General features: G+C 70.7%; 24 protein-coding genes. 7 read left to right on the top strand and 17 right to left on the bottom strand.

Annotated elements, in window-relative coordinates; genetic code table 11:
* Positions 1-3: 3 nt before the first annotated feature.
* The gene (locus ACQBAS_RS05245) at positions 4-669 is read left to right on the top strand and encodes a potassium channel family protein (protein ID WP_427385333.1); all 666 of its coding nucleotides are present in this window, start codon (positions 4-6) and stop codon (positions 667-669) included.
* 35 nt (positions 670-704) lie between these two features.
* Positions 705-1,388 carry a potassium channel family protein gene (locus ACQBAS_RS05240; RefSeq protein ID WP_427385332.1) on the top strand — a complete coding sequence of 228 codons (684 nt, stop codon included), beginning with the start codon at positions 705-707 and terminating at the stop codon, positions 1,386-1,388.
* Positions 1,389-1,448: 60 nt separating this feature from the next.
* Here the strand turns inward: ACQBAS_RS05240 and ACQBAS_RS05235 are convergent, their stop codons facing one another.
* From ACQBAS_RS05235 to ACQBAS_RS05215, 5 genes are read right to left on the bottom strand one after another with little or no spacing between them, the layout of a single operon-like run.
* Positions 1,449-2,192 (bottom strand): DUF3159 domain-containing protein, encoded by a 744-nt coding sequence (locus ACQBAS_RS05235; RefSeq protein WP_427385331.1) that lies wholly within the window; start codon positions 2,190-2,192, stop codon positions 1,449-1,451.
* A complete protein-coding gene (locus tag ACQBAS_RS05230; RefSeq protein WP_427385330.1) occupies positions 2,182-2,565 on the bottom strand; it encodes an OB-fold nucleic acid binding domain-containing protein in 384 nt (127 codons plus the stop codon). Before ACQBAS_RS05230 ends, ACQBAS_RS05235 begins: the two co-directional genes overlap by 11 nt.
* Before the next feature lie 17 nt (positions 2,566-2,582).
* Complete coding sequence (locus ACQBAS_RS05225) at positions 2,583-3,344, bottom strand: DUF3710 domain-containing protein (protein ID WP_427385329.1); 762 nt, start codon at positions 3,342-3,344, stop codon at positions 2,583-2,585.
* A 2-nt stretch (positions 3,345-3,346) separates the two neighbouring features.
* Entirely contained in the window at positions 3,347-3,775 is a 429-nt protein-coding gene (gene dut, locus ACQBAS_RS05220; protein ID WP_427385583.1) for a dUTP diphosphatase, read from the bottom strand.
* Positions 3,776-3,825: 50 nt separating this feature from the next.
* The gene (locus ACQBAS_RS05215) at positions 3,826-4,125 is read right to left on the bottom strand and encodes a DUF4193 domain-containing protein (protein WP_427385328.1); all 300 of its coding nucleotides are present in this window, start codon (positions 4,123-4,125) and stop codon (positions 3,826-3,828) included.
* 306 nt (positions 4,126-4,431) lie between these two features.
* Between ACQBAS_RS05215 and ACQBAS_RS05210 the strand changes: the two genes are divergently transcribed.
* Complete coding sequence (locus tag ACQBAS_RS05210) at positions 4,432-4,614, top strand: hypothetical protein (protein WP_427385327.1); 183 nt, start codon at positions 4,432-4,434, stop codon at positions 4,612-4,614.
* A 13-nt stretch (positions 4,615-4,627) separates the two neighbouring features.
* Here ACQBAS_RS05210 and ACQBAS_RS05205 read toward each other — a convergent pair whose 3' ends face one another.
* Genes ACQBAS_RS05205 through ACQBAS_RS05195 form a run of 3 tightly spaced genes read right to left on the bottom strand, consistent with a single transcriptional unit; the run spans position 4,628 to position 7,243 of the window.
* Positions 4,628-5,503, bottom strand: a complete 876-nt coding sequence (locus tag ACQBAS_RS05205) for an inositol monophosphatase family protein (protein ID WP_427385326.1) — start codon at positions 5,501-5,503, stop codon at positions 4,628-4,630.
* Between the two features lie 4 nt (positions 5,504-5,507).
* The gene (locus ACQBAS_RS05200) at positions 5,508-6,617 is read right to left on the bottom strand and encodes a ferrochelatase (RefSeq protein ID WP_427385325.1); all 1,110 of its coding nucleotides are present in this window, start codon (positions 6,615-6,617) and stop codon (positions 5,508-5,510) included.
* A complete protein-coding gene (locus tag ACQBAS_RS05195; protein ID WP_427385324.1) occupies positions 6,614-7,243 on the bottom strand; it encodes a trimeric intracellular cation channel family protein in 630 nt (209 codons plus the stop codon). Before ACQBAS_RS05195 ends, ACQBAS_RS05200 begins: the two co-directional genes overlap by 4 nt.
* Before the next feature lie 101 nt (positions 7,244-7,344).
* On the opposite strand from ACQBAS_RS05195, the gene sepH reads away from it, so the two are divergent.
* The gene (gene sepH / locus ACQBAS_RS05190) at positions 7,345-8,712 is read left to right on the top strand and encodes a septation protein SepH (RefSeq protein WP_427385323.1); all 1,368 of its coding nucleotides are present in this window, start codon (positions 7,345-7,347) and stop codon (positions 8,710-8,712) included.
* A gap of 272 nt (positions 8,713-8,984) precedes the next feature.
* On the opposite strand, the gene ACQBAS_RS05185 is transcribed toward sepH, so the two are convergent.
* From ACQBAS_RS05185 to ACQBAS_RS05160, 6 genes are all read right to left on the bottom strand, one after another.
* On the bottom strand, positions 8,985-9,659 hold the full coding sequence (locus ACQBAS_RS05185) for a thymidine kinase (protein ID WP_427385322.1): 675 nt from the start codon (positions 9,657-9,659) through the stop codon (positions 8,985-8,987).
* Between the two features lie 11 nt (positions 9,660-9,670).
* Entirely contained in the window at positions 9,671-10,831 is a 1,161-nt protein-coding gene (locus ACQBAS_RS05180) for an alkaline phosphatase family protein (RefSeq protein ID WP_427385321.1), read from the bottom strand.
* Positions 10,828-11,448 (bottom strand): DUF5998 family protein, encoded by a 621-nt coding sequence (locus ACQBAS_RS05175; protein WP_427385320.1) that lies wholly within the window; start codon positions 11,446-11,448, stop codon positions 10,828-10,830. Before ACQBAS_RS05175 ends, ACQBAS_RS05180 begins: the two co-directional genes overlap by 4 nt.
* Before the next feature lie 20 nt (positions 11,449-11,468).
* A complete protein-coding gene (locus tag ACQBAS_RS05170; protein ID WP_427385319.1) occupies positions 11,469-14,168 on the bottom strand; it encodes a GNAT family N-acetyltransferase in 2,700 nt (899 codons plus the stop codon).
* A gap of 85 nt (positions 14,169-14,253) precedes the next feature.
* A complete protein-coding gene (locus ACQBAS_RS05165; RefSeq protein WP_427385318.1) occupies positions 14,254-15,651 on the bottom strand; it encodes a hypothetical protein in 1,398 nt (465 codons plus the stop codon).
* Positions 15,648-16,130 (bottom strand): RNA polymerase sigma factor, encoded by a 483-nt coding sequence (locus ACQBAS_RS05160; protein ID WP_427385317.1) that lies wholly within the window; start codon positions 16,128-16,130, stop codon positions 15,648-15,650. The genes ACQBAS_RS05165 and ACQBAS_RS05160 overlap by 4 nt, the downstream gene beginning before the upstream one ends.
* 223 nt (positions 16,131-16,353) lie before the next feature.
* On the opposite strand from ACQBAS_RS05160, the gene ACQBAS_RS05155 reads away from it, so the two are divergent.
* Positions 16,354-18,807: a DNA gyrase/topoisomerase IV subunit A gene (locus ACQBAS_RS05155; RefSeq protein ID WP_427385316.1), complete on the top strand. Its 2,454-nt coding sequence runs from the start codon at positions 16,354-16,356 to the stop codon at positions 18,805-18,807.
* Between the two features lie 88 nt (positions 18,808-18,895).
* On the opposite strand, the gene ACQBAS_RS05150 is transcribed toward ACQBAS_RS05155, so the two are convergent.
* Positions 18,896-20,338, bottom strand: coding sequence for an APC family permease (locus tag ACQBAS_RS05150; protein ID WP_427385315.1), 1,443 nt, complete (start codon positions 20,336-20,338; stop codon positions 18,896-18,898).
* 129 nt (positions 20,339-20,467) lie between these two features.
* Positions 20,468-22,627, bottom strand: coding sequence for a DNA gyrase/topoisomerase IV subunit B (locus tag ACQBAS_RS05145; protein ID WP_427385314.1), 2,160 nt, complete (start codon positions 22,625-22,627; stop codon positions 20,468-20,470).
* A 222-nt stretch (positions 22,628-22,849) separates the two neighbouring features.
* On the opposite strand from ACQBAS_RS05145, the gene ACQBAS_RS05140 reads away from it, so the two are divergent.
* The gene (locus ACQBAS_RS05140; RefSeq protein WP_427385313.1) at positions 22,850-23,065 is read left to right on the top strand and encodes a DUF7455 domain-containing protein; all 216 of its coding nucleotides are present in this window, start codon (positions 22,850-22,852) and stop codon (positions 23,063-23,065) included.
* A gap of 56 nt (positions 23,066-23,121) precedes the next feature.
* Positions 23,122-23,616 carry a DUF456 domain-containing protein gene (locus ACQBAS_RS05135; RefSeq protein ID WP_427385312.1) on the top strand — a complete coding sequence of 165 codons (495 nt, stop codon included), beginning with the start codon at positions 23,122-23,124 and terminating at the stop codon, positions 23,614-23,616.
* A gap of 33 nt (positions 23,617-23,649) precedes the next feature.
* Here ACQBAS_RS05135 and ACQBAS_RS05130 read toward each other — a convergent pair whose 3' ends face one another.
* A complete protein-coding gene (locus ACQBAS_RS05130) occupies positions 23,650-24,072 on the bottom strand; it encodes a DUF3040 domain-containing protein (protein ID WP_427385311.1) in 423 nt (140 codons plus the stop codon).
* Positions 24,073-24,075: the final 3 nt, after the last annotated feature.

Below are 24,075 nucleotides of genomic sequence, written 5' to 3'. Positions count from 1 at the left end.
CACGTGCACTTCGTCATCATGGGCTGCGGCCGCGTCGGCGCCTCACTGGCCCGCGCTCTCGAGCGCGTCGGCCACGACGTCGCCGTCATCGACCAGGACCCCTCCGCCTTCCGCCGACTCGGCCCGGAGTTCCAGGGCCGGACCATCGCCGGGATCGGCTTCGACCGGGACACCCTGCTCCAGGCCGGCATCGAGGACACCTACGCCTTTGCCGCCGTCTCCAGCGGTGACAACTCCAACATCCTCGCGGCCCGCGTGGCTCGCGAGACGTTCGGCGTCGAGCACGTCGTCGCCCGCATCTACGACCCCGGCCGCGCCGAGGTCTACCAGCGGCTCGGCATCCCCACCGTCGCCACGGTGAAGTGGACGTCGGACCAGATGCTCCGGCGCCTGCTCCCCCAGGGCCACGTGCCCGACCTCACCGACCCGTCCGGGCGCATCGTCATCGCCGAGGTCGCCATCGACCCCGCGTGGATCGGCACCCGCCTCTCCGCCATCGAGGCCGCGACCTCGACCCGCGTCGCCTACATCACCCGCCTGGGCGAGGGACAGATCCCGAGCCCGGAGGGCGTCTACCAGGAGGGCGACCTCGTCCACCTCGTCATTCGCCGCACCGAGCTCCCTCAGGTCGAGCGCATCCTCGACGCCGCCCCGCCGGCCGCTCACTGACCGCCGCGACCACCAGCACAGAAACGGACACGTCCATGCGAGTCGTCATCGCCGGGGCCGGCAGCGTCGGCCGGTCCATCGCCAAGGAACTGCTCCACAACGGGCACCAGGTCCTGCTCATCGACAAGGACGCCACGGAGCAGCGGATGGCGAAGGTGCCGGAAGCGAGCTGGCTCGCGGCGGACGCCTGTGAGACCTCCACGCTGCACGAGGCCGGGCTGTCCGACGCGGATGTCGTCGTGTCCGCGACGGGCGACGACAAGGTCAACCTCGTCGTCTCGCTGCTGGCCAAGACGGAGTTCGGCGTGCCCCGCACCGTCGCCCGCGTCAACAACCCGCGCAACGAGTGGATGTTCGACGAGTCGTGGGGCGTCGACGTCGCCGTCTCCACGCCGCGCCTCATGACCGCCCTCGTCGAGGAGGCCGTGAGCGTCGGCGACCTCGTGCGCATCTTCGAGTTCCAGACCGGTCAGGCCACGATGGTCGAGCTCATCCTCCCGCCGGGCAACCTGCACGTCGGCAAGCGCGTCGGCGACATCATCTTCCCGGAGGACACCACGCTCGTGGGCATCATCCGCGACGAGCGACCGCTCGCGCCCAGCCCCGACGACCGGCTCGAGGCGAGCGACGAACTGCTCTTCATCACCCGCGCCGAGGTCGAGGACGAGCTCGAGTCGATGCTCAGCCCCGGTGAGCGGCCCGTCCGCACGTCCGACTAGTTGTACTCGGCACTCGCCACGCCTTCCTCGCGTCCCGAGTCCACGTCGTCGTACAACTGGTCAGGACCGTTCGAGGGGTCCTGCCGGCTCGGCGGCTTCGTCAGCCGCTTCGGAGAGGGACGTCTGCGGCTCCGCGTGCGTCTCCAGCGGCGTCTCGCCGCGGACGAGGATCAGGCCCATGACGAAGAGGGCCGCGACCCACAGCGGCCAGCCCAGGACCACCTTCGCCACCCCGAGCACGGCCACGTTGCCGGCGAGGTACGCCGGGCCCATGATCAGCACGCGAATGGCGTACATGACGACCAGCACGAGAGTCAGCCGCGACGAGACCGCGACGATGCCGCGGTCCTTGCGCCAATGGAAGGGGTCCTCCTTGGCCATGGGGTCGGCGACGCCGACCATGAAGCCGACGACGGGCCACTTCACGAGCACGGAGAAGAGCGAGAGCACGAGCCACGCGCAGCTGCCGATGATCCCCGGCAGGAAGGCGTCCTCCGCCTGACCGCTGCGCATGGCGAACCAGGCGGCGAGCCCGGTCGCGAAGACCGACGACAACACGAACTGGAGCGTCTGTCGCTGGACGAGCCGCGCGACCGCCAGCACCGCAATGAGGACGCCGGCGGCGATGAGGGCCGTGCGGCTGTCCTTCGTCGGCGTCCAGATCATGACGAAGACGAGCAGGGGCAGTGCCGTCTCGATCGAGCCGCGCCAGCCGCCCATGGCCGCGGACAGTCGCTCGCGGATCACCTCCTCCACCGTGGCCTCGGCCGTGGACGCGACGTGTCGGGGGTGCTCAGGACTCATGAGGGGCCTCGCTGCCGGCGCCCCGGTCCGGGAGGATCTCGTAGGCGGGGTTGAAGATGGTGGGTTGTCCGCGCAGCCAGGTGACTCGGCCGTTGACGCGCAGGTAGATGCCGGGGTGGATGCCGCGGATGCTGCGCCGGCCGAGCCACACGAGGTTGACCGCGGTCCGGCCGTCATACATCTCGACGAGCAGGGCCGGGACGTTCTCCTTGGGGCGCAGGGTGACCGAGCGGACCACGCCCGCCGCGACGACGAGGCTGCGGTCCGCCGCCTCGTCAATGGTCTGGCCACCGGTGCGGTCGGAGGATTCGCTCAGTTCGGCATCCTCCAAATCGTCGTCGGAGTGGCTGAGCAGCGCTCCGAGACGATCCACGAACCGGCGGCGTCCCATCACCGGACCTCGGTGATCTCGGGTCCGCGCTCGAAGGGGTTGAGGTCGGCGTCGCCGGCGGCCTCGTCGGTCGGCGGGGTGGCCGGGGTCTGCTGACCCTGGGGCTGGCCCGGCTGCGCCGTCTGAGCCGTCTGCGGCACACGCAGCGGGAGCAGCTCACGGGGCGCCATCGGGCCGACACCGCGGCGGACCACGGCGGACTCGATGATCCCGAGCAGCGGCTCGGCGGCCTCCTCGCGCACCGCAGCCTCCCCCGAGAGCACGCCGCGCACGAACCAGCGGGGACCGTCGACCCCGATGAAGCGCACGGGGGCGAAGACGGTCCGGCCGTCGGGGCCGGCGGAGGGCATCCGCGTCAGGAGCTCCGCGCCGAAGGGGCCCTCGGTCTCCTCCGCGGTGCCGCCGGCACCGACCACAGCCGTGGAGATGTCGGCGCGGATCTCGTCCCAGACACCCTCGTCCTTGGGTGCGGCGAAGGCCTGGAGCTGGAGCGCCGAGTCGCCGAGTCCGGCGTGCACGGAGGTGATCTCGTTGCTCGCCTGATCCACCTCGAGCCGCAGGGCGAGCCCGGGGATCGCGCGCAGGCAGAGGGAGCCGAAGTCGATCCGTCCCTCGAGGTCGCTCACCTGCGACTCGTCGAAGGGTCCACGTCCGGTGGGCGCGTCGGCGGCGGTGGCGTCGTCGTCGAGGAACTCCTCGGCTGCCGTCGTCGTCTCGTCCACCGTCGGGGTGGACGGGGCCTTCTTCTTGCGGCCGAACATGGTCACAGTCCTGTCGTCGTCGTATCGGCGGTGGCACCGAAGCCGCCGCTCGAACCGTGGCCTGAGTCGCCACGGTCTGTTGCGTCGAGGGCCTCGACCTCGAGGAAGTCCGCGTGCAGGTAACGCTGCACCACGAGCTGGGCGATCCGATCCCCCGGCCTGATGGTGACACTCTCGCTCGGGTCGAGGTTGATCAGGTTCACCATGATCTCACCCCGGTAGCCGGAATCGATGGTCCCCGGAGCGTTCACCATGCTCACGCCATGTCGGTGGGCCAGACCCGAGCGCGGGTGGACCAGGCCGACGTGGCCCGGCGGCAACGCGAGGGCGATCCCGGTCGGGACGAGCGCGCGGTGGCCCGGCTCGAGGGTGACCTCGGCGACCGAGCTCAGGTCGGCGCCGGCGTCCCCCTCCTTCGCATAAGCAGGCATGACGGCGTCCGGGCGCAGCCGCACGAAGCGGATGGCCCGGTCGCCATCGGTCACGCCGCGCACTCCCGGCAGACCAGGACGCCGCCCTTGTCGGAGGCGAGCTGCGAGCGGTGGTGCACCAGGAAGCATCGCGAGCAGGTGAACTCGTCGGACTGGCGCGGGATGACCGTCACGGACAGTTCCTCGCCCGACAGGTCAGCCCCGGGCAGCTCGAAGCCCTCGGCGTGCTCGGTCTCGTCCACGTCCACGTTCGACGTGTTCTTGTCGACCCGACGCGACTTCAGTTCCTCGATCGAGTCCTCGGACATCTCGTCGTCGGTCTTGCGAGGAGCGTCGTAATCAGTTGCCATCTCGTCCCTTTCCAAACCCGTCTCAACTGCGCCGTCCACTCCCCTGCCGGGGATGCGACGCCAGCCACATCGATGCACAACGCCGAAGTAGGAGAACTTGTGCCCTCGCTCACGCGGAGATTCACGTGCGCGCCGGATTGTGCCCTATCAGTGCCTCCCGCGCCATCACCGGGGTCGGTCGATGGCCTCCGATGTCGGATCGGCTCACGAAGTCTTGACGCTCCGTTGACCTTCCCTTCACCGACGACCGCCTAGGGTGGCCGCACCGCGGGCACGCCGCGGCCGACGAACCACCCGGAGGTTGCCATGACGGAACTGTTCACTCAGCTGCGGGCCCGCGCCACGGAATCGTTGTCATCCCTCGCCGAGGCCCGCCGAGCCGGCGACGACTACAGCGTGCGTCTGGCCGAGGCCGACCTCGAGAACATCGCCCGGCTCGCGAACGAGCACGGCCTCGTCGTACCGGAACTCGCCTCGCGCACCGCCTGACACCCAGCCGCGGTCAGCCCGGCTCCGGCCCCACCCGGCGGACGGCGGACACCACGAGTTCCGCCAACTGACCGTGCAGCGGCTCACCCGCCGCGATCACCAGGTCGGAGGTCGGCGCCCCGCCGGCACCGTCACCGATGACCCCACCCGCCTCCGTCACCACGAGCCAGCCGGCCGCCATGTCCCAGGCGTTGAGCCCCTTCTCGTAGTACCCGTCAAGCGCCCCGTCGGCCACGTGGCAGAGGTCGAGCGCCGCGCTCCCGATCCGGCGGATGTCTCGCACCGACGGCAGCACGTGGGTCAGCACGGCGGCCTGGTGTGCCCGCCGCGTCGACACATAACCGAAGCCCGTCCCAACGAGTGCCACCTCGCACCGGTCCGGCGCCGCGACCCGCAACTCGCGGGTCGGGCCGTCACCGACCTGCACGCTGGCCCCGCCCCCGAGCTGGGCGCGGAAGCACTCCCCCGTGGACGGGTTCACGACGGCCCCAGCGACGGGACGCCACGCGCCAGGCACGGTCACGTCGCCGACGACGGCCGCCACGGAGACCGCGAAGGCCGGGATGTCGTAGAGGTAGTTCACCGTGCCGTCGATGGGGTCGACGACCCACGTGATCTGCGAGGTTCCGATCCGGCCGCCCTTCTCCTCGCCGAAGAAGCCATCCTCGGGCCGCAACTCCGCCAGGCGCCGTGACAGCAGGTCCTGCGAGCGCTGGTCCATCACCGTCACGACGTCCACGACCGAGGACTTCGTGGAGGCGACACCGAGATCGCGTGGGCGTTCCTCGACGATGAGACGGCCCGCCTCGATCGCGACGGTCGCGGCCACGTCGGCGAGTGCCCGGCACTCCTCGGGGGACGGCGGGTTCACGTTCTCCTGGGCGACCATCGACTCAGTCCCGTCCGCAGAGGGCCGGCGCCGTGGCGCGCAGGTTGGGGCAGCATCCCGGCGAGCACACGGACGGCATGGCGTGACCGAGCGGCCAGGTCACCGGCACGACCGGTTCGTCGCGGGCCTCGGCGGCCCGCTCGAGCAGGAGGTCGACGAGCCCGGCGACGAAGGCAGGATGGCCGCCGGCCGTCGGGACCCGGTGCAGGCGCAGCCCGAGCTCGGCGCAGGTTGCGGCGGCCTCGGTGTCGAGGTCGTAGACGACCTCCATGTGGTCGCTGACGAACCCGATCGGTGCCAGCACGATGTCACTCGCGCCCTCCGCGGCGAGCTCGGTGATGCGGTCGTTGACGTCGGGCTCCAACCACGGCTGCGTCGGCGGTCCGGAGCGCGAGCAGAAGACGAGTTCACCGTCGAGGTCCTCGTCGCCCACGACCTCGCCGACGTGGGCGGTGATGGCCGCGGCGAGCGCGACGTGCTGGCGCGCGTACACCCCTTCCTCCGTATCGCCCGGACCGGAGGTGTCGTTCATCGCCTCCGGGACGGAGTGGGTGACGAAGAGGAGTCGCACGCCGGCCGGGTCGCCCGCCGCGGCGCGGGCGGCCTGCACCGCCTCGGTGACGAGGCGGGCGTTGGCGCGGCTGAAGGCCGGGTGGTCGAAGTACGGGCGGACCTTGTCGATCACGAGGTCGGCCGACTCGACCTCCTCGAGCGCGGCGGCGAGGTTCTCCCGGTACTGCCTGCACGAGGAGTAGGAGGAGTAGGCGCTCGTCACGACGGTCACGATCCGCCGGGCGCCAGCCTCCTGGGCCGAGCGCAACGCGTCGGGGAGGAAGGGCTCGCTGTTGCGGTTGCCCCACACGATGGGCGTGCCCAGCCCGCGCCGATCCAGCTCGGCACGAAGGTCGGCGATGAGGGCCCGGTTGAGGTCGTTGATCGGGCTGCGCCCGCCGAAGAGTCCGTAGTGCTCCCCCACGGCGGCCAGACGGTCGTCGGGGATCCCCTTGCCGGCGGTCACCCGTCGCAGGAAGGGCAGGACCTCCTCCGGCGCCTCGGGTCCGCCGAAGGAGAGCAGCAGGATGGCGTCGTAGGGGGCGAGAGCGTCGGTGGTCATCGTTCGGGCTTCCTGGCGTAGGGGGCGTGCAGGTCGAGGACGACGGCGAGCATGCGGACGGCGAAGACGAGGCTGAAGACGAGCCAGACGAGCGCCTGTCCGAGGTGACCGGTGGCCTCGCCGATGGCGAGCACGCTCGCGCCGAGGATGGCCGGGACGGCGTAGAGCTCGCGACGCAGGACCTCCGGGACCGTGCCGGCGAGGAGATCACGGATGATCCCGCCGCCGAAGGCGGTCACGGAGCCGACGAAGACGGCGGCCATGCCCGTCGCGCCCGCGTCGATCGCCTTGAGCGTGCCCACGCAGGCGAAGGCGGCGAGACCGACGGCGTCGAGGACGCGCACGACGCGGGAGATGCGGGGCATCCGCGGGTGGAAGAAGAAGGTCAGCAGCCCGGCGACGAGGGTGGTCGTCACGAGCCGCCAGTCGGAGACACCGGCGGGAGGGGTGAGTCCCAGGAGGACGTCACGCACGACACCGCCGCCCAGTCCGGCGGCCCCGGAGAGCACGAGAATGCCGAAGAGATCGAGTCCGCGACGGATCGCCACGAGACCTCCCGACAGGGCGAAGACGAAGACGCCGAGGAGGTCGAGCACGAGGTTGGCGGTGGGGTTCAGGGGCAGCATGATGATCGGGACAAACGTACTCTCGCGGCGTGGTGGGGCGCGTGGGTGCCCCCGATGATGAGAGAGTCGGGGGGTCCACGAGTTCCACTGGAGGCGAATCAATGCGAGACCTGCGGCTCATCGGGGTCCACGACGACGGCAACCATCTGGTCCTTGCCGACGAGAGCGGCGAGCAGTTCCGCATCCCCCTCGATGAGTCACTGCGTGCCGCCGCGCGTCGCGATCGCCCCCGGCTCGGACAGCTCCAGATCGAGATCGACAGCGGTGTCCGCCCCCGCGAGATCCAGTCGCTCATCCGCTCGGGCCTGTCCGCCACCGAGGTCGCCGACCGCACCGGGTGGAGCCTCGACCGCATCGCCCGCTATGAGGGCCCCGTGCTCGCCGAGCGCGAGCACGTCGCGACCCTCGCGCGCCGCGTCATGCTCCGCGGCCGGGCCGCCGGCTCCCGCACCGAGTCCCTGCAGCAGCGCGTCGAGCACCGGTTGACCGGCCGCGGCGTCGAGCCCTCCGCCGCGGTCTGGGACTCGTCCCGCAGCCCCGAGGGCAACTGGACGGTCAACGTCTCCTTCCCCGCCGGCGGGCGTGACCGCCGCGCCGTGTGGTTCTTCGACGCCACCGGGATGTCCGTCGTGGCCAAGAACGACGAGGCCCGCTGGCTCTCCGAGGACGAGGCCGCCTCCGGCCCGATCCCGACGCCGCACCAGGTCGGCCGCCCCACGTCCGTCTACGACGTCGAGGCCGAAGGTGGGGTGCGCGAGGGTCCGACCAAGCGGGCTCCGCAGCGCGCGACGAAGGACGAGCCGATCGACCTCATGACCTCCATGCGCGAGCACAGCGACGCACGTCGCCGGCGCGGCGGCGGCAGCAGTGGGCGTCGCCGGCGTGCGACCGCGACCCCCGCGGACGCCGCTCCCCGTGAGGACGCGCTGCCGATCGAGGAGCTCGTCGCCGAACCGACCACCCCGCCCCCGCCGGCCCACGGCGAGCACCCCGAGGACGTCGCCCGCCGTGCGGCCGCCGAGGCCGCGCCCGAGGGACAGGAGCGTCTGCCCGAGGTCGCCCCGACGCTGGTAGATGAGCCGGTGGTCGACGAGCCGGTCGTCGACGACACCCCGGTGGTCGACACGACCGTGGCGGACGCCGAGGAGAGCACGGTCGACGCCGAGGCGCAGGAGCGCGAGGCGGTCGCGGCCAGCGAGTCACCGACCCTGCCCGAGGACGAGGACGTCGCACCGGCCGCCGAAACCGAGGCCATCGAACCTGCTGAGGCAGCTGCGGAGTCGGTCGAGGACGCCCCTTCGGGCTCCGACGAGGCTGCGTCCGATGACAAGCCCGACACCGACGCGGCGGAGGACAAGGCCGACACATCGGCGGAAGCGCCCTCGGATCAGACCAGCAAGAAGGGGCGCCGCACGTCCGTGCCCAGTTGGGACGACGTCATGTTCGGCGCGCCCCGCGGCCGCCGCTGACCCACCCCTTCGCCCGAGTTTTGGACATCAGGTGTCCCTTACTGGGCGCCCACCGCCCCCTTCCCCCGAGTTTTGGACATCAGGTGTCCCTTACTGGGCGCCCACCGCCCCCTTCGCCCGAGTTTTGGACATCAGGTGTCCCTTACTGGGCGCCAGCCGCCCCCTTCGCCCGAGTTTTGGACATCAGGTGTCCCTTACTGGGCGCCCACCGCCCCCTTCGCCCGAGTTTTGGACATCAGGTGTCCCTTCCTCGGGGTGGCCGGCGCGGGGGGTCAGCGCGGGGGCACCGCGCACACGTCGAGCTCGAAGGGCAACACGTCGGCGGACTGCGCGGCCGCCTTCGCCGCGTGCGAGTTCATCCGGCGCATGAAGTGCCGGCGACACAGCACCTCATAGTCGACCACGCCGCCACCGCCGCTGGCGGTGTCCCCCACGACGACCTGCTCCCCCTCGACGACCATGGTCCCGTCGACGACGCGGGCGTTGTGTGTGGCGCGGCGACCACACCAGCACAGCGCCTCGACCTGGAGGACCTGGACGCGGTCCGCGAGCTCGATGAGCCGCCGACTGCCGGGGAAGAGCTGCGTGCGGAAGTCCGCCGTGATGCCGAAGCAGTAGATGTCGAGGTCGAGCTCGTCGGTGATCCGGGCGAGCGACTCGACCTGACCCGGGGTGTAGAACTGGGCCTCGTCACAGATGAGGTAGTCGACCCGGCCACCGGCGGTGAGGTGCTCGACCACGTCGTCCCAGAAGTCCAGGCTGTCCGTGACCTCACGGGCGGTCGTCGACAGGCCGAGCCGCGAGGAGAGCACCGACTCCCCCGCGCGGTCCAACTTCGTGTAGATCAGACCGGCGCGACCGCGGGCGGCGTGGTTGTGGTCCATCTGGAGCGCAAGCGTCGACTTGCCGCAATCCATCGTGCCGGAGAAGAAGACCAGTTCAGCCACGATTGAGCAGTCTAGGCGTTGGTCCGGGCGGGGACACGCAGCCACGGAATGGCGAGTTCGTCCGCCGAGAGCGATCCGTGGAGGCCGAGGAGCTCGAGGAGCTGCTTGCGCTGGCGCCGGGAGTCGACGACGGCGAACTGCGCCGTCATGGCGGCGATGACGTCACCGATGCGGGCGGCGTTGACGTCCGTCACTCCGCCGAACCAGCCCGCGGCAATGGCCTCGTCCCGGCTGACGACCGCGGCCGTGCCGGACAGTCGCTCACGCCACGTGGTGAGGACGTCCCCCACCGCCCCGTCCTCGACGTAGAGCTGGAGCGCGCGAGCCTCACCACCGAGGTGACGGACCCCGGCGTCGAGTTCGGCGTCGTGCGCCAGGTCGAGGCGATGGTGCAGAGGGACGTCGACCATGCCGTGGTCGGCCGTGATGTGCAGCGACGTGTCGCCCGGCAGGGACCGGGCCAGGCGCGCCATCTCGGCGTCGATGGCCTCGAGTTCATCTCCCCACTGCCAGGACTCGCAGCCGTGCACGTGGCCGACCTTGTCGAGGTCACCCCAGTAGAGGTAGACGAGGGTGCGGGGGCCGGTGCGCAGGGCCGCGAGCGCCGCGTCGACCCGTTGCGCCAGCGTGTCGGCCGCCACGAAGCGGCCGCCCCGCAGCGCCGCCTCCGTGAGCCCGGAACCGTCGAAGAAACCCGGTCCGATCCGGACGACCTCGATCCCCTGGCGGGCCGCTCCGGCGAAGACCGTCTCGCTCGGCTGCCACATCCGGGGCGAAGGTCCGTCCTCCCACGAGAGCTCGTTGAAGACGCGATCCTCCCCCGGGACGAGGACCTCGTAGCCGAGGAGTCCGTGTTCGCCGGGGGTCCGACCCGTGCCGAAGGACCCCATGGACGTCGCCGTGGTCGAGGGGAATCCGGCCGAGCTCGGCTCGGCCCCGGGCAGGAGAGCGCGGAGGAAGGGTGCGTGCCCGCTGCGGCGACGCAGCAGCCGCTCCCCCAGCCCGTCGACGAGGACGACGACGGACGAGCGGGCGGGCGGCAGGTCGACGAGGTCGCCGTCCTGCCAGCGCTCGTCCACGGGGACGCCGAGGCTCGCCGTGACGGCGGGCAGGAGCCGGGACAGGCTCTGTCGGCCGTAGTCGGGTGCCGCGGGATGCGGGGCGGCGCTCAACCGACGCTCGCGGACAGGGCACGCGAGAAGGCGAGCGCCTCGACGAGCGCCACCTCGCCCTCGGCCTCCGCACTGATCCGGAGCGAGATGTCGTCGGCGGCGATGCTGCCTTCGTAACCGTGGTCCGCCTCGCAGTTCGGGTCGGCGCACACGGCGGGCAGCAGGTCGACGCGGCTCACGGCGCCCCACCCGATGGTGAGGGTGAGCTCGCGGCCGAGGCTCCCCGGGCGGTACTCGGCCGGCTTGGGGATGACGTGGGTGAGCATGACGCCCCGGACGGCGGACAGCGGGATGGACTCCGTCGTCGCGGTCGCGACCTCCTCGCGCCCGCGGGGCACGGGGACGACGGCGCCCTCCGCGTCGGCGGCGTCGTCGTGGTCGTCCGCGTGGGCGACGATCAGGCGGGTCGCGGTGGCGACGAGGACGGTGATGTGACGACGCACGTTGTCGCGGTCGAAGGTCGTCTCCTGGTGGACGAGATGCGTCACCGGGGCCTCGTCACCCAGGGCCGCCCGGACGACGTCGCCGACGAGGGCCGGGTAGTACCCGGCACGCTCGATCGCCTCCGTGAGGGCGTCGGGGAGGGTGATCGAGCTCAGGTCGTGGCCGCGGTCCATGTCGCCATTCTGCCCCAGCCCTACGTCAGCGACCGTCGCCCCGGGTCCGTGCGGCGGTGCGCCGGCGAGATGACGATCTCGGCGCCGAGGACGTCGGCGCCCTCGTGGTGCGCCATGACCGGGTTGAGCACGAGCGAACTCAGCTCGAGCGTCTCCTCCGTCAGCACCGACAACCGGGCGATGACGTCCCCCAGGGCTCGCTTGTCGACGGGCTGGGCGCCGCGGTGGCCGTTGAGGAGCGGGGAGAGCTTGATGGAGTCCATGAGCTCGCGGACGTCGACGTCCGTCAGCGGCGGGATCCGGTAGCCGATGTCCTCGATGAGTTCGGTGGCCGTGCCGGCCACGCTGAAACTGAGGACCGGGCCGAAGAGGGGGTCCTCGTCCGAGCTGACGACGCAGGGCACGCCGGGGGTGGCCATGCCCTGCACGACCAGGTAGTTCGCGTCCAGCGGCGCCAACCGCCGGTCCAGCACCTCGTAGGCGGCACGCAGCGCGGCCTCACCGTTGAGGTCCACCCGGACACCGTCGAGGACGGACTGTCCGCGCACGAGGGGCGAGAGCGACTTGAGGACGACCGGGTAGCCGAGCTGCTCCGCCGCCGCGACGGCCTCGTCGACGTCGGCCACCTCGATCCGCGGCCACAGGTCGATGCCATAGCAGGCCAGCAGGGCGTGGGACTCGTCCGAAGTGAGCGCCCGACCCTCCGGGTACTCGGCGAGGATCCCCTCGATGAGGCGACGTGCCCCCTTCCGGTCGATCCCGTCGGGCGCGACGGTCAGCCCGCGGTCCTTGTCCCGCCAGACCCCGTAGTTCGTCGCCGCGGCGAGGGCACGCACGGCATCCTCCGGCATCGCGTAGAGCGGAATGGCCTCGCCATCGGGGCCTTCGTCCGCGTGCTCGGGCAGCACGGCCGGTCCGCCGTAGACGCTCTTGCCCCGGCCGCCGTCGACGCCGCGCAGGCCGAGCAGCGTGGCCACGCACGGCTTGTCGGAGGCCGCCGCGGCGCCGCGCACGGCCTCGACGACGTCCCGGTCGACGGCGCCGACCGGCGGGATGAAGCACGCGATGACGCTGTCCACGTCCTCATCGGTGAAGGCCGCGTCGAGCGCCCGACGGAACTTCTCGGCGGACGCCTCGGGCGGCACCGAGACCGGCCCGTGGGTCACGTCGAGGCCGGCCGACGTCGCCGCGTCGGCCGAGAGTGCGGACAACTGGCTGGAGTTGCCGACGATGGCGACCCGACGCCCACGCGGCAACGGCTGGTTGAGGACGAGCTGGGCCACGTCGAACATCTGGTGGACGTTGTCGACGCGCACCACGCCCGCCTGTCGCAGCATGGCGTCGAAGGCCTCAGGGCGGACCCGGGTGGCCCGGACGCGGTGCCCGGGCGGGGTGCCGTAGGAGGTGACGCGGGACTTCACGACGATGACCGGCTTGATCGCGGCGAGGTTGCGGGCGATCCGGGAGAACTTGCGCGGGTTGCCCATCGACTCGAGGTAGAGCCCCACGGCCCGAGTGCTCTCGTCGTCGATCCAGTACTGCATGAGGTCGTTGCCCGAGACGTCGACGCGGTTGCCCGCCGACGCGAAGACGGAGATGCCGAGGTTGCGGCGCGCGGCGGACTCGAGGACGGCGATGGCGAGGGCGCCGCTCTGGGAGAAGAGCCCGAGCGGCCCCGGCGGCGGCAGCATCGGCGCGAGGCTGGCGTTGAGCCGCGCCTGCGGCTCGTTGTTGATGATGCCGAAGGAGTTGGGACCGACGACACGCATCCCGTTGCCGCGAGCCAGCCGCAGCAGGTCGGCCTGGAGTCGCTCTCCCTCCGCGCCCGACTCGGCGAAGCCGGAGGAGATGACGAGCAGGGAGCGCACCCCCGCAGCCGCGCAGTCGCTGACGACCTCGAGGACCTCCGGGGCCGGGACACAGACGACGGCGAGGTCGATCTGCGCGGGGATCTCGCTGACCCGGGTGTGGGCCTCGAGCCCGAGCACCTCGAGCGCCTCCCGGTTGACGGCGTGCACGGCGCCCGGGAAGCGGGCGTCGAGGATGTTGCGCAGGACCTGATGGCCCACGGCCTGAGGGCGACGCGAGGCACCGACGACCGCGATCTCCTTCGGGTTGAGGAGCGACGTCATGCTCACGGCCTCGGCGCGGTGCTCCCGGGCGAAGCGCACCGACTGCGACTGCTCGGTCGGCTCGATGTCGAAGTGGACCATGACGACGCCGTCCTCGAGCCGCCGCGACACCTCGTAGCCGGCATCGCTGAAGACCGCGAGCATCTTCCGGTTCTGCGGGAGGACCTCGGCCTCGAAGCGCGTGATCCCGCCCTCCTGCGCGATGGCGGCAAGGTGCTCGAGCATGACCGAGCCGATGCCCTTGCCCTGATAGTGGTCGCTGATGTTGAAGGCGACCTCGGCGCTCGTCGGGGTCACCCGGTCGTAGCGGCCGATGCCGATGATGTCGTCCTGCATGGTCGCCACGAGGGCGACGCGATCGACGTAGTCGACGTGGGTGAAGCGGTGCAGGTCCTTGGCCGACAGGCGCCGCATCGGCGCGAAGAAGCGCAGGTAGACGGACTCCTCCGACTGCCGCTCGTGGAACCGGCTGAGGCGGTCGGCATCGCCCGGGACGATCGGGCGCAGGTGCGCCACGGACCCGTCACGCAGGACCACGTCGGCCTCCGCGTTGCGCAGGTAGCCCGGCGGCAGTCCGGTGTCGGTCATGACGTCAATATGGCACGTCCACTCCCTCGCCGGGCAGAGACCCGGCCAAGGTCGGCCCGCACCGATCTCACCCCCTGCGACGAGGTCAGCCCCGCAGCGACACCCGTGACCAGGACCATCCGCTGTCCGAGCTCGTCCAGTACACGCCCGATCCCGCGTCGAAGCCATTGACGTGGCCCGCACCACCCGCACCGACCCAGCTGAGACTGCCCGGACTGCTGTCGGGGCCAGCCCACGTGACGCCACCGTCGTTGCTGACCTGGAGCGCGCCGTCGGCCAACGCCGCCACCAGGCGATCGGCGCTCGGTGCGGTCACGGAGCGAAGGGCGGCCGGCATGGCCGTCGGCCCCTGCGCCTGCGACCAGGTCTGGCCGCCGTCGTCCGACCGGAGCGACGTGAGGCTCACCCCATCGCCGTCGGTCCGCTGACACAGTGCGCGCAGGGCGTGGCTACCGTCGGCGGCGACCCGCAGGGTCAGTCGCGCGGACTCCTCGCACGGGTTGTCGAGCGTCGCGGTCGCATCGCCGAGCCGCACCAGTCCGACCTTCAGGTCCGAGCCGTGGCTGACGAGGTAGGCGGTCGCCCCGTCGGTCACGAGCTGGATGCCCTCGGTGACCGCGGCGGTCGTGCTGTGCACGACCCGCGACACGCTGGTGTCGGAGACGGCGGCCTCGAGGACGTCGATGGTGCACGTCGTCTCACCGCAGGCGCGCGCCGTGACGAACCGCACGACGCCACCGTCGACCTCGGCCGCGACGACCTTGCCACCGGGGTGGGCATAGTCCTCGAAGGTGCGGCCACCGTCGGTGGTCCGTCGGATCACGTCACCGGTCAGCCATCCGACGTTGTCGTCGGCGAAGCGGAGCGAGTCGACAGCCAGTCCGGGGTGCGAACTGACCGAACGCCACACGCTGCCCCCGGTGTTGCTGCGCAGGACGACCGGGCAGTCGGCGTCGCCGCACTCGGCCGTTCCGAGGGCATAGCGTCCGTCGCTGCTGGACAGGCCGAAGGCGGTCAGCCCGACCGACGTCGGGACGGGCTGCTCCGTCGGGGTGACGTCGGACGTCTCGCCCTCCCCCTCCGACGTGGACGAGTCGTCCGGGGTCGAGGTCGTCGACTCGCCGCCGGTCGGTGCCGTCGTGGACGGTGCCGGGTCGTCCGTGGCCGTGGTGCTCGCGGAGTTCGACGAGTTCGACGCGGGGTCCATCGCTGCCTCGTTGCCACCGAGCTGGCTGCTCCCGAGCGCGATCCCGCCACCGATGAGGGCCGCCGCGGCGAGCCCGATGAGGCCGCGCCGGGCCCAGGAGGGCCGGGCCTCCTCGCGCGCGGTCTGCAGGATCGACTCGAGGTGCTCGGCGTTGCCGGGCAGCTCCTCGATCCCGGCCCGCTCCCGGGCGAAGAAGTCCGCGATGGGGTCGCCGGCCTGAGACGGCTCACCGATGAACGGGATCTCGTCGTGGTCGTGGTCGTTGTTCGTACTCATCGCGCGCTCTCCAGCATCGGGGCCATACGTTTGCGGGCCTCGAAGAGGTCCCGCTTCACCGCGCCGTCGGACTTGCCGAGCTGCGTGGCGATCGTGCTCACCGACAGGTCGGCGAAGTAATGGAGCAGGACACTCGTCCGGAGCCGATCCGGGAGCGCCTGCACGGCGTCACGCACCGTGAGGGTGGTGACGGTGTCCGGCTGGTAGCCGGCATCCGGGTCGATCCCGGCTTCGTGCTTGGCGTAGGCGGTGGCCTCACGGCTGCGCTTGCGCCAGTGGTCGCGCACGAGGTTGGCCGAGACCGTGTAGAGCCAGGCCTTGGGCTCGTCGACGGAGTCCCAGTCTCGGTAGAGCTTGAGGAAGGCCTCCGTGGCCAGGTCGTGGGCGATGTCGGTGTCCCCGACGAGCTTCGCGGTCCAGCCCGCGAGGCGTCCGTAGTGCACCTCGTACACCGATCGCACCGCCTGGTCTCGCGCCACGGGCACTTGCGTACTCACAGCCCACACCCCCACCCTCGGCGGCGCCATCGTCGTGGTTGTCATGACTCGTTGACGCCGCAACGACTTCCCCGGTTGCCCCGCAGTCTGACATTTCTCGGCACGGCGTGCCGGACGGGGTCCGGAGGCGGCCGTCAGCGAAGATGGGAGGGCACGTACCCGTGGTCGAGACCGGCCGCCGCTGTCCCGAGGAGCACCCCCTTCCATGGCCCGACGTCCGACGAACCCCACCCCCGAACCCGACTTCGAGGAGCGGATCGTCGACATCGACGTCGAGGACGAGATGAAGAACGCCTTCCTCGAGTACTCGGTCTCCGTCATCCACGCCCGCGCGCTCCCGGACGCCCGGGACGGCCTGAAGCCGGTGCACCGCCGGATCCTCTACAGCATGAGCGAGCTCGGGCTGCGGCCCGACCGCGGCCACGTGAAGTCGTCCCGCGTCGTGGGTGACGTGATGGGTAAGTACCACCCGCACGGGGACACGGCGATCTACGACTCGCTCGTGCGCCTCGCCCAGCCCTTCGCCATGCGGCTGCCGCTCGTCGACGGCCACGGCAACTTCGGCTCCCTCGATGACGGGCCGGCCGCGGCGCGGTACACCGAGGCGCGGATGGCGGCGCCGGCCATGCTCATGGTCACCGGCCTCGACGAGAACACCGTCGACTTCGTCCCCAACTACGACGACCAGTTGCTCCAGCCGGGCGTGCTGCCCGCCGCCTACCCCAACCTCCTCGTCAACGGCACCACGGGCATCGCCGTCGGTATGGCCACGTCCATGCCGCCGCACAACCTCGTCGAGGTCATCGGCGCCGCCCGGCACCTCATCGCCCACCCGAACGCCACGCTCGACGACCTGATGAAGTTCGTCCCCGGCCCGGACCTGCCCGGCGGCGGACGGATCGTCGGCCTCGAGGGCATCCGCGACGCGTACCTCACCGGGCGGGGCACCTTCCGCACCCGGGCCAGCGTCCGGATCGAGAAGACCTCCGCGCGCCGGCAGGGACTCGTCGTCACCGAGCTGCCCTACCTCGTGGGCCCCGAGAAGGTGATCGAGAAGATCAGCGACCTCGTGCGCGGCAAGAAGCTCGAGGGCATCGCCGCCGTCAAGGATCTCTCGGACCGGCATCACGGCATGCAGATCGTCATCGAGATCAAGAACGGCTTCAACCCCGAGGCCGTCCTCGAGAAGCTCTACCGCCTCACGCCGATGGAGGACTCCTTCGGCATCAACAACGTCGCTCTCGTGGACGGCACGCCCCAGACCATGGGCCTCAAGGAGCTCCTGCGGGTCTACGTCGACTTCCGGATCGACGTCGTCCGGCGCCGGTGCGAGTACCGGCTCGGCAGGAAGCGCGACCGCCTGCACCTCGTCGAGGGCCTCCTCATCGCCATCGTCGACATCGACGAGGTCATCCAGGTCATCCGTACCTCGGATGACGTCGGCATCGCGCGTGAGCGCCTGCGGACCGTCTTCGACCTGTCCGAGGCGCAGGCCAACTACATCCTCGAGCTGCAGCTGCGCCGCCTGACCAAGTTCTCGCAGATCGAGCTCGAGACGGAGAAGGACGAACTCCTCAAGGCCATCGAGGAGCTCGAGGCCCTGCTCGCCGATGAGAAGGCGCTCCATCGGCTCGTGTCCGCCGAACTCGCCGACGTCGCCAAGAAGCACGGGACCCCGCGCCGCACCGTCCTGCTCGAGTCGTCCGGGACGCCGAGCACCGCCGCGACTCCCCTCGAGATCGCCGACGACCCGTGCTGGGTGCTGCTGTCCTCGACGGGGCTGTTGGCCCGCACGACGACTGCCGACCCGGTGCCGACGACGGGTGGTCGCGCCAAGCACGACGCCATCGTCGGCGCGGTCGCCACGACGGCCCGCGGCCAGCTCGGCGTCATCACGACGCGGGGCCGGATCCTGCGCTTGTCGGCGCTCGAGCTGCCGACGCTCCCGCCGACCAACGACGCACCCAACCTGTCGGGCGGCGCCCCGCTGGCCGCCTACGTCGACCTCGGCTCGGGTGAGGAACCGCTGACCCTGACCAGCCTCGACCCGGACTCCCCCGGCCTGGCCCTCGGCACGGCGCAGGGCGTCGTCAAGCGCCTCAACACCGACCATCCGAGTGGCCGCACCGAGTGGGAGGCCATCGCGTTGAAGGAGGGCGACAGCGTCGTCGGCGCCGCCGACCTCGTGACGGGCGAGGAGGATCTGGTCTTCATCACGTCCGACGCCCAGTTGCTGCGGTTCTCCGCTGCCGGGGTTCGCCCACAGGGTCGCACCGCGGGTGGGGTGGCCGGGATCAAGGTCGCCGCCGGCCAGCGGGTGACCTTCTTCGGCGCGCTCGACCCGTCCGCCGAGAACATCGTCGTCACGGCGTCCGGCTCCTCGGACGCGCTGCCCGGCACCGAGCCCGGATCGCTGAAGGTGACCCCCTTCGCCGAGTACCCGACCAAGGGCCGGGCCACCGGCGGCGTCCGCAGCCACCGCTTCCTCAAGGGCGAGGACGTCCTCGTCCTGGCCTGGGCCGGACCCGCGGAGGGCCGCGCGAGCGCCGCCAACGGCGTCGCCCTGGAGCTGCCCGCGGCCGAGGGCCGACGCGACGGCTCCGGCACCCCGGCGAAGGCGCACATCGCGGCCATCGGCGCCGTGCGCCCGCGCGGCTGAGGCCGGCCCGCCCGGACCGACAGCGAAGGGGCCACGTCACCGGTGTGGTGACGTGACCCCTTTCGTCCGCGTGGTGCGAGCGTGTCCGTCAGTTGACGGTCTCGTCGCCGGCGAGCAGCTCCGGGTCACGCATGTACGTCTTCTTGCTGCGCAGCGCGCGGTTGCTCATCCAGGTGATCGCCCAGAGCACGACACCGATGAGCAGGAGCGCCCCGGCGATCTTGTACTGGATGGTGTCGCGGCCGGTCAGGGGCGTGACGAAGAAGAGGCAGGCGAGCGCCCCGATGTAGGGCAGGAACGTCGGGGTCCGGAAGTGCTCCCGGTCGAGGACGTCCTTGCGCAGGACGAGCACGGCGATGTTGACGATGGCGAAGACCGCGAGCAGGAGCAGAGCGGTCGTGCCACCGAGGGCCGAGACGACCTCGCCCTTCGCGTTCTTCGTGACGACCCAGATCAGGCCCAAGGAGAGGAGGGTCGTGAAGATGATGGCAACCCACGGCGTCTGCCGACCGGGGTGCACCTTCCCGAGGAAGGGCGGCAGCACCTCCTGGCGGGCCATGCCGTAGATGAGGCGGCTCGCCATGAGCATGTTGATGAGGGCCGAGTTGGCGACGGCGAACATCGAGATGAACGGGAAGATGGTCTCGATCGGCACGTCGGGAGCCGCGGTCTCCACCACGAGCAGCAGCGGGGTCTCGCTCTCGGCAAGGACACCGACCGGGACGACGGCCACGGCGAAGAGGGCCACGAGGACGTAGATGACGCCCGTGATGCCGATGCCCGTGAGCATCATCCGCGGGAAGTTGCGGACCGGGTCGTGGGTCTCCTCGGCCATGTTGACGGCGTCCTCGAAGCCGACCATCGCGAAGAAGGCGAGGGACGTGGCGGCCGTGACCGCGAGGAAGGCGCCCTTGTCGCTGGGGCTCTCGAAGATCATCGTGCGGGAGAAGTCCGTCTTCCCGGCGAAGGCGGCATAGAAGCCGACGAGGATGACGAGCAGGAGGCCGGAGAGCTCCACGGCGGTCAGGACGATGTTGGCCTTGACGCTCTCGCCGACGCCGCGGAAGTTGATCGCGGCCACGAGGAGCATGAAGCACAGCGCGATCCCGAGGACGAGGTTGGCGTTGTCGGAATCCATCCCGAAGCCGCTCGCGAAGTTGGACGCGAAGGCGCGCGACGCCGTGGACGCCGACGTGATGCCGGAGCACATGACGGTGAAGGCGACCATGAAGGTCAGGAAGTGAATCCCGAAGGCCTTGTGCGTGTAGAGCGCCGCGCCGGCCGCCTTCGGGTACTTCGTGACGAGCTCGAGGTAGGAGAACGCCGTCACGAGCGCGATGGCAAACGCGACGATGAAGGGGGCCCAGGCAGCGCCGCCGACCTCGCCCGCGACCTGACCCGTGAGCGCGTAGACCCCGGTGCCGAGGATGTCGCCGACGATGAAGAGCAGGAGCAGCTTCGGCCCGATGGCTCGCTTGAGTTCGGTCTGCTCCTCACCGTGCACGCCGGCCGTTTCGGTGACCTGACTCATGAGTGGTCCCTCCTTGGGAAAAGTGGCCGTTGCTCGACCCAGAATCCTCATACAGTGGCGCAAGTCACCAGAGCACGCAACGGTAGGCGCGTTCGTGTCGAGAGCGGGTCGCGATCGTGATGAGACCGCTCAGGCGTCGATGCGCTCCGGGTCGAGGGAGTCCGCGGAGGCGACGATGAAGTCGCGACGCGGGCCGACGTCCGACCCCATGAGCAGCTCGAAGACGCGCTCCGCCGCCTCCATGTCCGCCATCGTCACCCGACGAAGGGTGCGGTGGCGCGGGTCCATCGTCGTCTCCGACAACTGGTCCGCATCCATCTCGCCCAGGCCCTTGTAACGCTGGATGGGCTGCTTGATCGAGGCCTTGCGCTTGTTCAGGCCGGCGACCACGCGCCGCATCTCGGCCTCCGAGTACGTGTAGACGAGCTCGTTCTTCTTCGAGCCCGGGTTGATCACCTCGACCCGGTGCAACGGCGGGACCGCGGCGTAGACCTTGCCGGCCTCGACGAGCGGACGCATGTACCGGAAGAACAACGTCAACAGGAGGGTCCGGATGTGGGCGCCGTCGACGTCGGCGTCGGTCATGATGATGACCTTGCCGTAGCGCGCGGCCTCGAGGTCGAAGGACCGGCCGGATCCGGCGCCGATCACCTGGATGATCGACGCGCACTCGGCGTTCTTGAGCATGTCGCCGACGGCCGACTTCTGGACGTTGAGGATCTTTCCTCGGATCGGCAGCAGGGCCTGGAACTCCGAGTCGCGGGCCTCCTTCGCCGTCCCCATCGCCGAGTCACCCTCGACGATGAAGAGCTCGGTGCCCTCGACGTCGTTGCTGCGGCAGTCGCGGAGCTTGGGCGGCAGGGTCGAGGACTCCAGCGCGTTCTTGCGGCGCTGCGTCTCCTTGTGCAGCCGCGCGCTGATCCGCGACTTCATCTCGGCCACGACCTTCTCGAGCAGGAGCGCCGACTGTTGCTTGGCGCCGCGCTGCGTCGAGCTCAGTCGCACCTTCATCTCGTCCTCGATGACCTTGGCGACGATGGCCCGGACCGCGTTGGTGCCGAGGACCTCCTTCGTCTGGCCCTCGAACTGGGGCTCCGCCAGGCGCACCGTGACGACGGCCGTCAACCCGGCGAGGACGTCGTCCTTCTCGACCTTGTCCTGACCGACCTTCAGCTTGCGCGCGTTGACCTCGAGTTGCTTGCGGAAGACCTTGAGCAGCGACTGCTCGAAGCCCGCGACGTGGGTGCCGCCCTTGGGCGTCGAGATGATGTTGACGAAGGAGGTCACCCGCGCGTCGTAGCCGGTCCCCCACCGGACGGCGACGTCCACCTCGCACTCGCGCTCGACGTCGGTCGGGGTCATGTGCCCCTTCGCGTCGAGCACGGGCACCGTCTCGGTGAAGGTGCCGGAGCCCTGGAGGCGCCACACGTCCGTCACGGCCGGGTCCGGTGCCAGGAACTCGACGAACTCGCTGATCCCGCCGTCGTGCTGGAAGACCTCCTCGTGCGGACCGTTCTCCCCCGGTGTCCCGGCGACGCGTCGCTCGTCACGGATGACGATGGCCAGCCCGGGGACGAGGAAGGAGGTCTGCCGGGCCCGGTCGACGAGCGCGTCGTAGTCGAAGCCCGCATCCTTGAGGAAGATCTGGGGGTCGGCCCAGTAGCGCACGCGCGTGCCGGTGACGCCACGCTTCGTCTTGCCGGTGATCTCGAGCTCGCTCCCCTTCTCATAGGGGGTGAAGTCGTTGTCCGGCGACTTGGCGCCGGACGTGCCGGCGACGTCCGAGAAGGTGCCGGGCTCGCCGCGCCGGAAACTCATCGCGTAGACCTTGCTGGCCCGGTAGACCTCGACGTCGAGGCGCGCCGAGAGCGCGTTCACCACGGAGGCGCCGACGCCGTGCAGACCACCGGACGCCGTGTACGAGCCGCCGCCGAACTTGCCGCCGGCGTGGAGCTTCGTGAAGACGACCTCGACGCCGGTCAGCCCCGTGCGGGGCTCGATGTCGACGGGGATGCCGCGGCCGTTGTCCGCGACCTCGACGGATCCGTCCGCGTGCAGCACGACCTCGATCCGGTCGCCGTGTCCCCCGAGCGCCTCGTCGACCGCGTTGTCGATGATCTCCCACAGGCAGTGCATCAGGCCGCGGCGGTCCGTGGACCCGATGTACATGCCCGGTCGCTTGCGGACGGCCTCCAGACCCTCGAGCACCTGGAGGTGGTGCGCGGTGTAGTCGCTGGCCGTCTTCGTCGTCGCGGCCTTCTTGGCTGCGGTGGTGGTGGCGGGGGCCACGAACGTCCCTTCGTCCTGCTGATCGAACTGGCCGGGATGCCGGCCCTCGCCAGCGTAATCCGCGACACCGACGGTCCCGCGCAGGCTCGCGGACCCACCCCCCGCATGTCGAGCGGGTCACGACACGGACGAATCACGCTCGGGAAGCATTCGGCATGTTTGACTGTTCCCAAGGCACCGGGTGCATCACTCGCCCCCGGGGACTGAACAAGGAGGGCCACCGTGACCACTGCTCTTGCAACACCCCTGACCGCAGCCGACCGCTGCGACCGCTGTGGCGCCCAGGCCTACGTGCGTGCCCGACTCAACTCTGGCGGGGAGCTCTTCTTCTGCGCCCACCACGGTCGTGAGCACCTGCCCAAGCTGCGGGACGTCGCCGAGATCACCGACGAGTCCGACCGACTCACCGAGACGCCGGCGCCGGCCGAGATCGACTGAATGGCCCGCCACTCGAGCACGGCGGACTGACCGTGCCTCTCACTGAGCTCGCCCCGATGGGTTTCCTTCCCGACGGGGCGAGCCTCTGGGTTCCGGCCCTGCTCTTCGTCATCGGGCTCCTCGGGATCGTCATCCCGGTCCTGCCCGGCCTGCTCCTGTGCGTCGTCGCCGTGGCCATCTGGGCCGTCGACCTCGGCACCACGGGCGGCTGGATCACGCTCGGCCTGGCCGTCGCGGCCTACGCCGCGGGTCTCATCCTCCAGTTCACCCTGCCCGGACGACGGATGAAGGCGGCCGGTGTCGGCACCGGCACGCTCGTCATCGGCCTGCTCACCGGCGTGGTCGGCTTCTTCGTGATCCCCGTGATCGGGCTGCCGCTCGGTTTCGTGGCCGGGGTCTACGTCGTCGAGTACCTCGGTGCGCGCGACCCGTCCCGGGCCTGGACAGCAACGAAGCACGCCATTCGCGGCGTGCTTCACAGCATGGGCATCGAACTGCTGACCGCCTTCACGGTCCTGGTCATCTGGGTCGTCGGGATCGTCGCGACCTGATCCCCCGTCAGGGTGATCAGCGGCGACGGTGGATCACCAGCCGTTGCCCCGCTCCCGCCGGCGCTCCCAGCGCTCCTCCATCCGGGCGGTGAACGACTGGTTGGGGCGGCCACGCCCCTTCGTCGGGCGCTTGGTCTGGCGCTTGGTCATCGGGTGACGCACCGAGCCGTCCGGGCGGGCCACGCCGAGCTTGGGCTTGCGCGGCGTGGACAGGGCGTAGGCCGCGGAGGCGACCATGGCGGCGAAGCCGAGGGCGCCGACCCAGATCTGCGTGTTCACACCGAGCAGCACGAGGCCGAGGCCGGCGAGGACGCCGACACCGCCGAGGATCCAGCGGTTGCGCTGTGCTCGGCGCTCCGCCTGACCCTGCATGCTCGACGCGAACCGAGGGTCCTCGGCGAGGAGCGCCTGCTCCATCTGGTCGAGCATCTTCTGCTCGTGCTCCGACAGTGGCACGTG

This window comes from Janibacter zhaoxuefangae (assembly GCF_050271985.1).
Classification (GTDB): domain Bacteria; phylum Actinomycetota; class Actinomycetes; order Actinomycetales; family Dermatophilaceae.
Note: the sequence above shows the minus strand (reverse complement) of the source record. Positions and strands in the feature narration are given on the sequence as shown.

Coding starts and splice junctions, on each gene's coding strand:
- ACQBAS_RS05240 (WP_427385332.1), top strand. CDS start 705: ATGCGAGTCGTCATCGCCGGGGCCGGCAGCGTCGGCCGGTCCATCGCC.
- ACQBAS_RS05235 (WP_427385331.1), bottom strand. CDS start 2,192: ATGAGTCCTGAGCACCCCCGACACGTCGCGTCCACGGCCGAGGCCACG.
- ACQBAS_RS05225 (WP_427385329.1), bottom strand. CDS start 3,344: ATGTTCGGCCGCAAGAAGAAGGCCCCGTCCACCCCGACGGTGGACGAG.
- dut (WP_427385583.1), bottom strand. CDS start 3,775: ATGCCTGCTTATGCGAAGGAGGGGGACGCCGGCGCCGACCTGAGCTCG.
- ACQBAS_RS05215 (WP_427385328.1), bottom strand. CDS start 4,125: ATGGCAACTGATTACGACGCTCCTCGCAAGACCGACGACGAGATGTCC.
- ACQBAS_RS05210 (WP_427385327.1), top strand. CDS start 4,432: ATGACGGAACTGTTCACTCAGCTGCGGGCCCGCGCCACGGAATCGTTG.
- ACQBAS_RS05205 (WP_427385326.1), bottom strand. CDS start 5,503: ATGGTCGCCCAGGAGAACGTGAACCCGCCGTCCCCCGAGGAGTGCCGG.
- ACQBAS_RS05200 (WP_427385325.1), bottom strand. CDS start 6,617: ATGACCACCGACGCTCTCGCCCCCTACGACGCCATCCTGCTGCTCTCC.
- ACQBAS_RS05195 (WP_427385324.1), bottom strand. CDS start 7,243: ATGCTGCCCCTGAACCCCACCGCCAACCTCGTGCTCGACCTCCTCGGC.
- sepH (WP_427385323.1), top strand. CDS start 7,345: ATGCGAGACCTGCGGCTCATCGGGGTCCACGACGACGGCAACCATCTG.
- ACQBAS_RS05175 (WP_427385320.1), bottom strand. CDS start 11,448: ATGGACCGCGGCCACGACCTGAGCTCGATCACCCTCCCCGACGCCCTC.
- ACQBAS_RS05170 (WP_427385319.1), bottom strand. CDS start 14,168: ATGACCGACACCGGACTGCCGCCGGGCTACCTGCGCAACGCGGAGGCC.
- ACQBAS_RS05165 (WP_427385318.1), bottom strand. CDS start 15,651: ATGAGTACGAACAACGACCACGACCACGACGAGATCCCGTTCATCGGT.
- ACQBAS_RS05155 (WP_427385316.1), top strand. CDS start 16,354: ATGGCCCGACGTCCGACGAACCCCACCCCCGAACCCGACTTCGAGGAG.
- ACQBAS_RS05150 (WP_427385315.1), bottom strand. CDS start 20,338: ATGAGTCAGGTCACCGAAACGGCCGGCGTGCACGGTGAGGAGCAGACC.
- ACQBAS_RS05135 (WP_427385312.1), top strand. CDS start 23,122: ATGGGTTTCCTTCCCGACGGGGCGAGCCTCTGGGTTCCGGCCCTGCTC.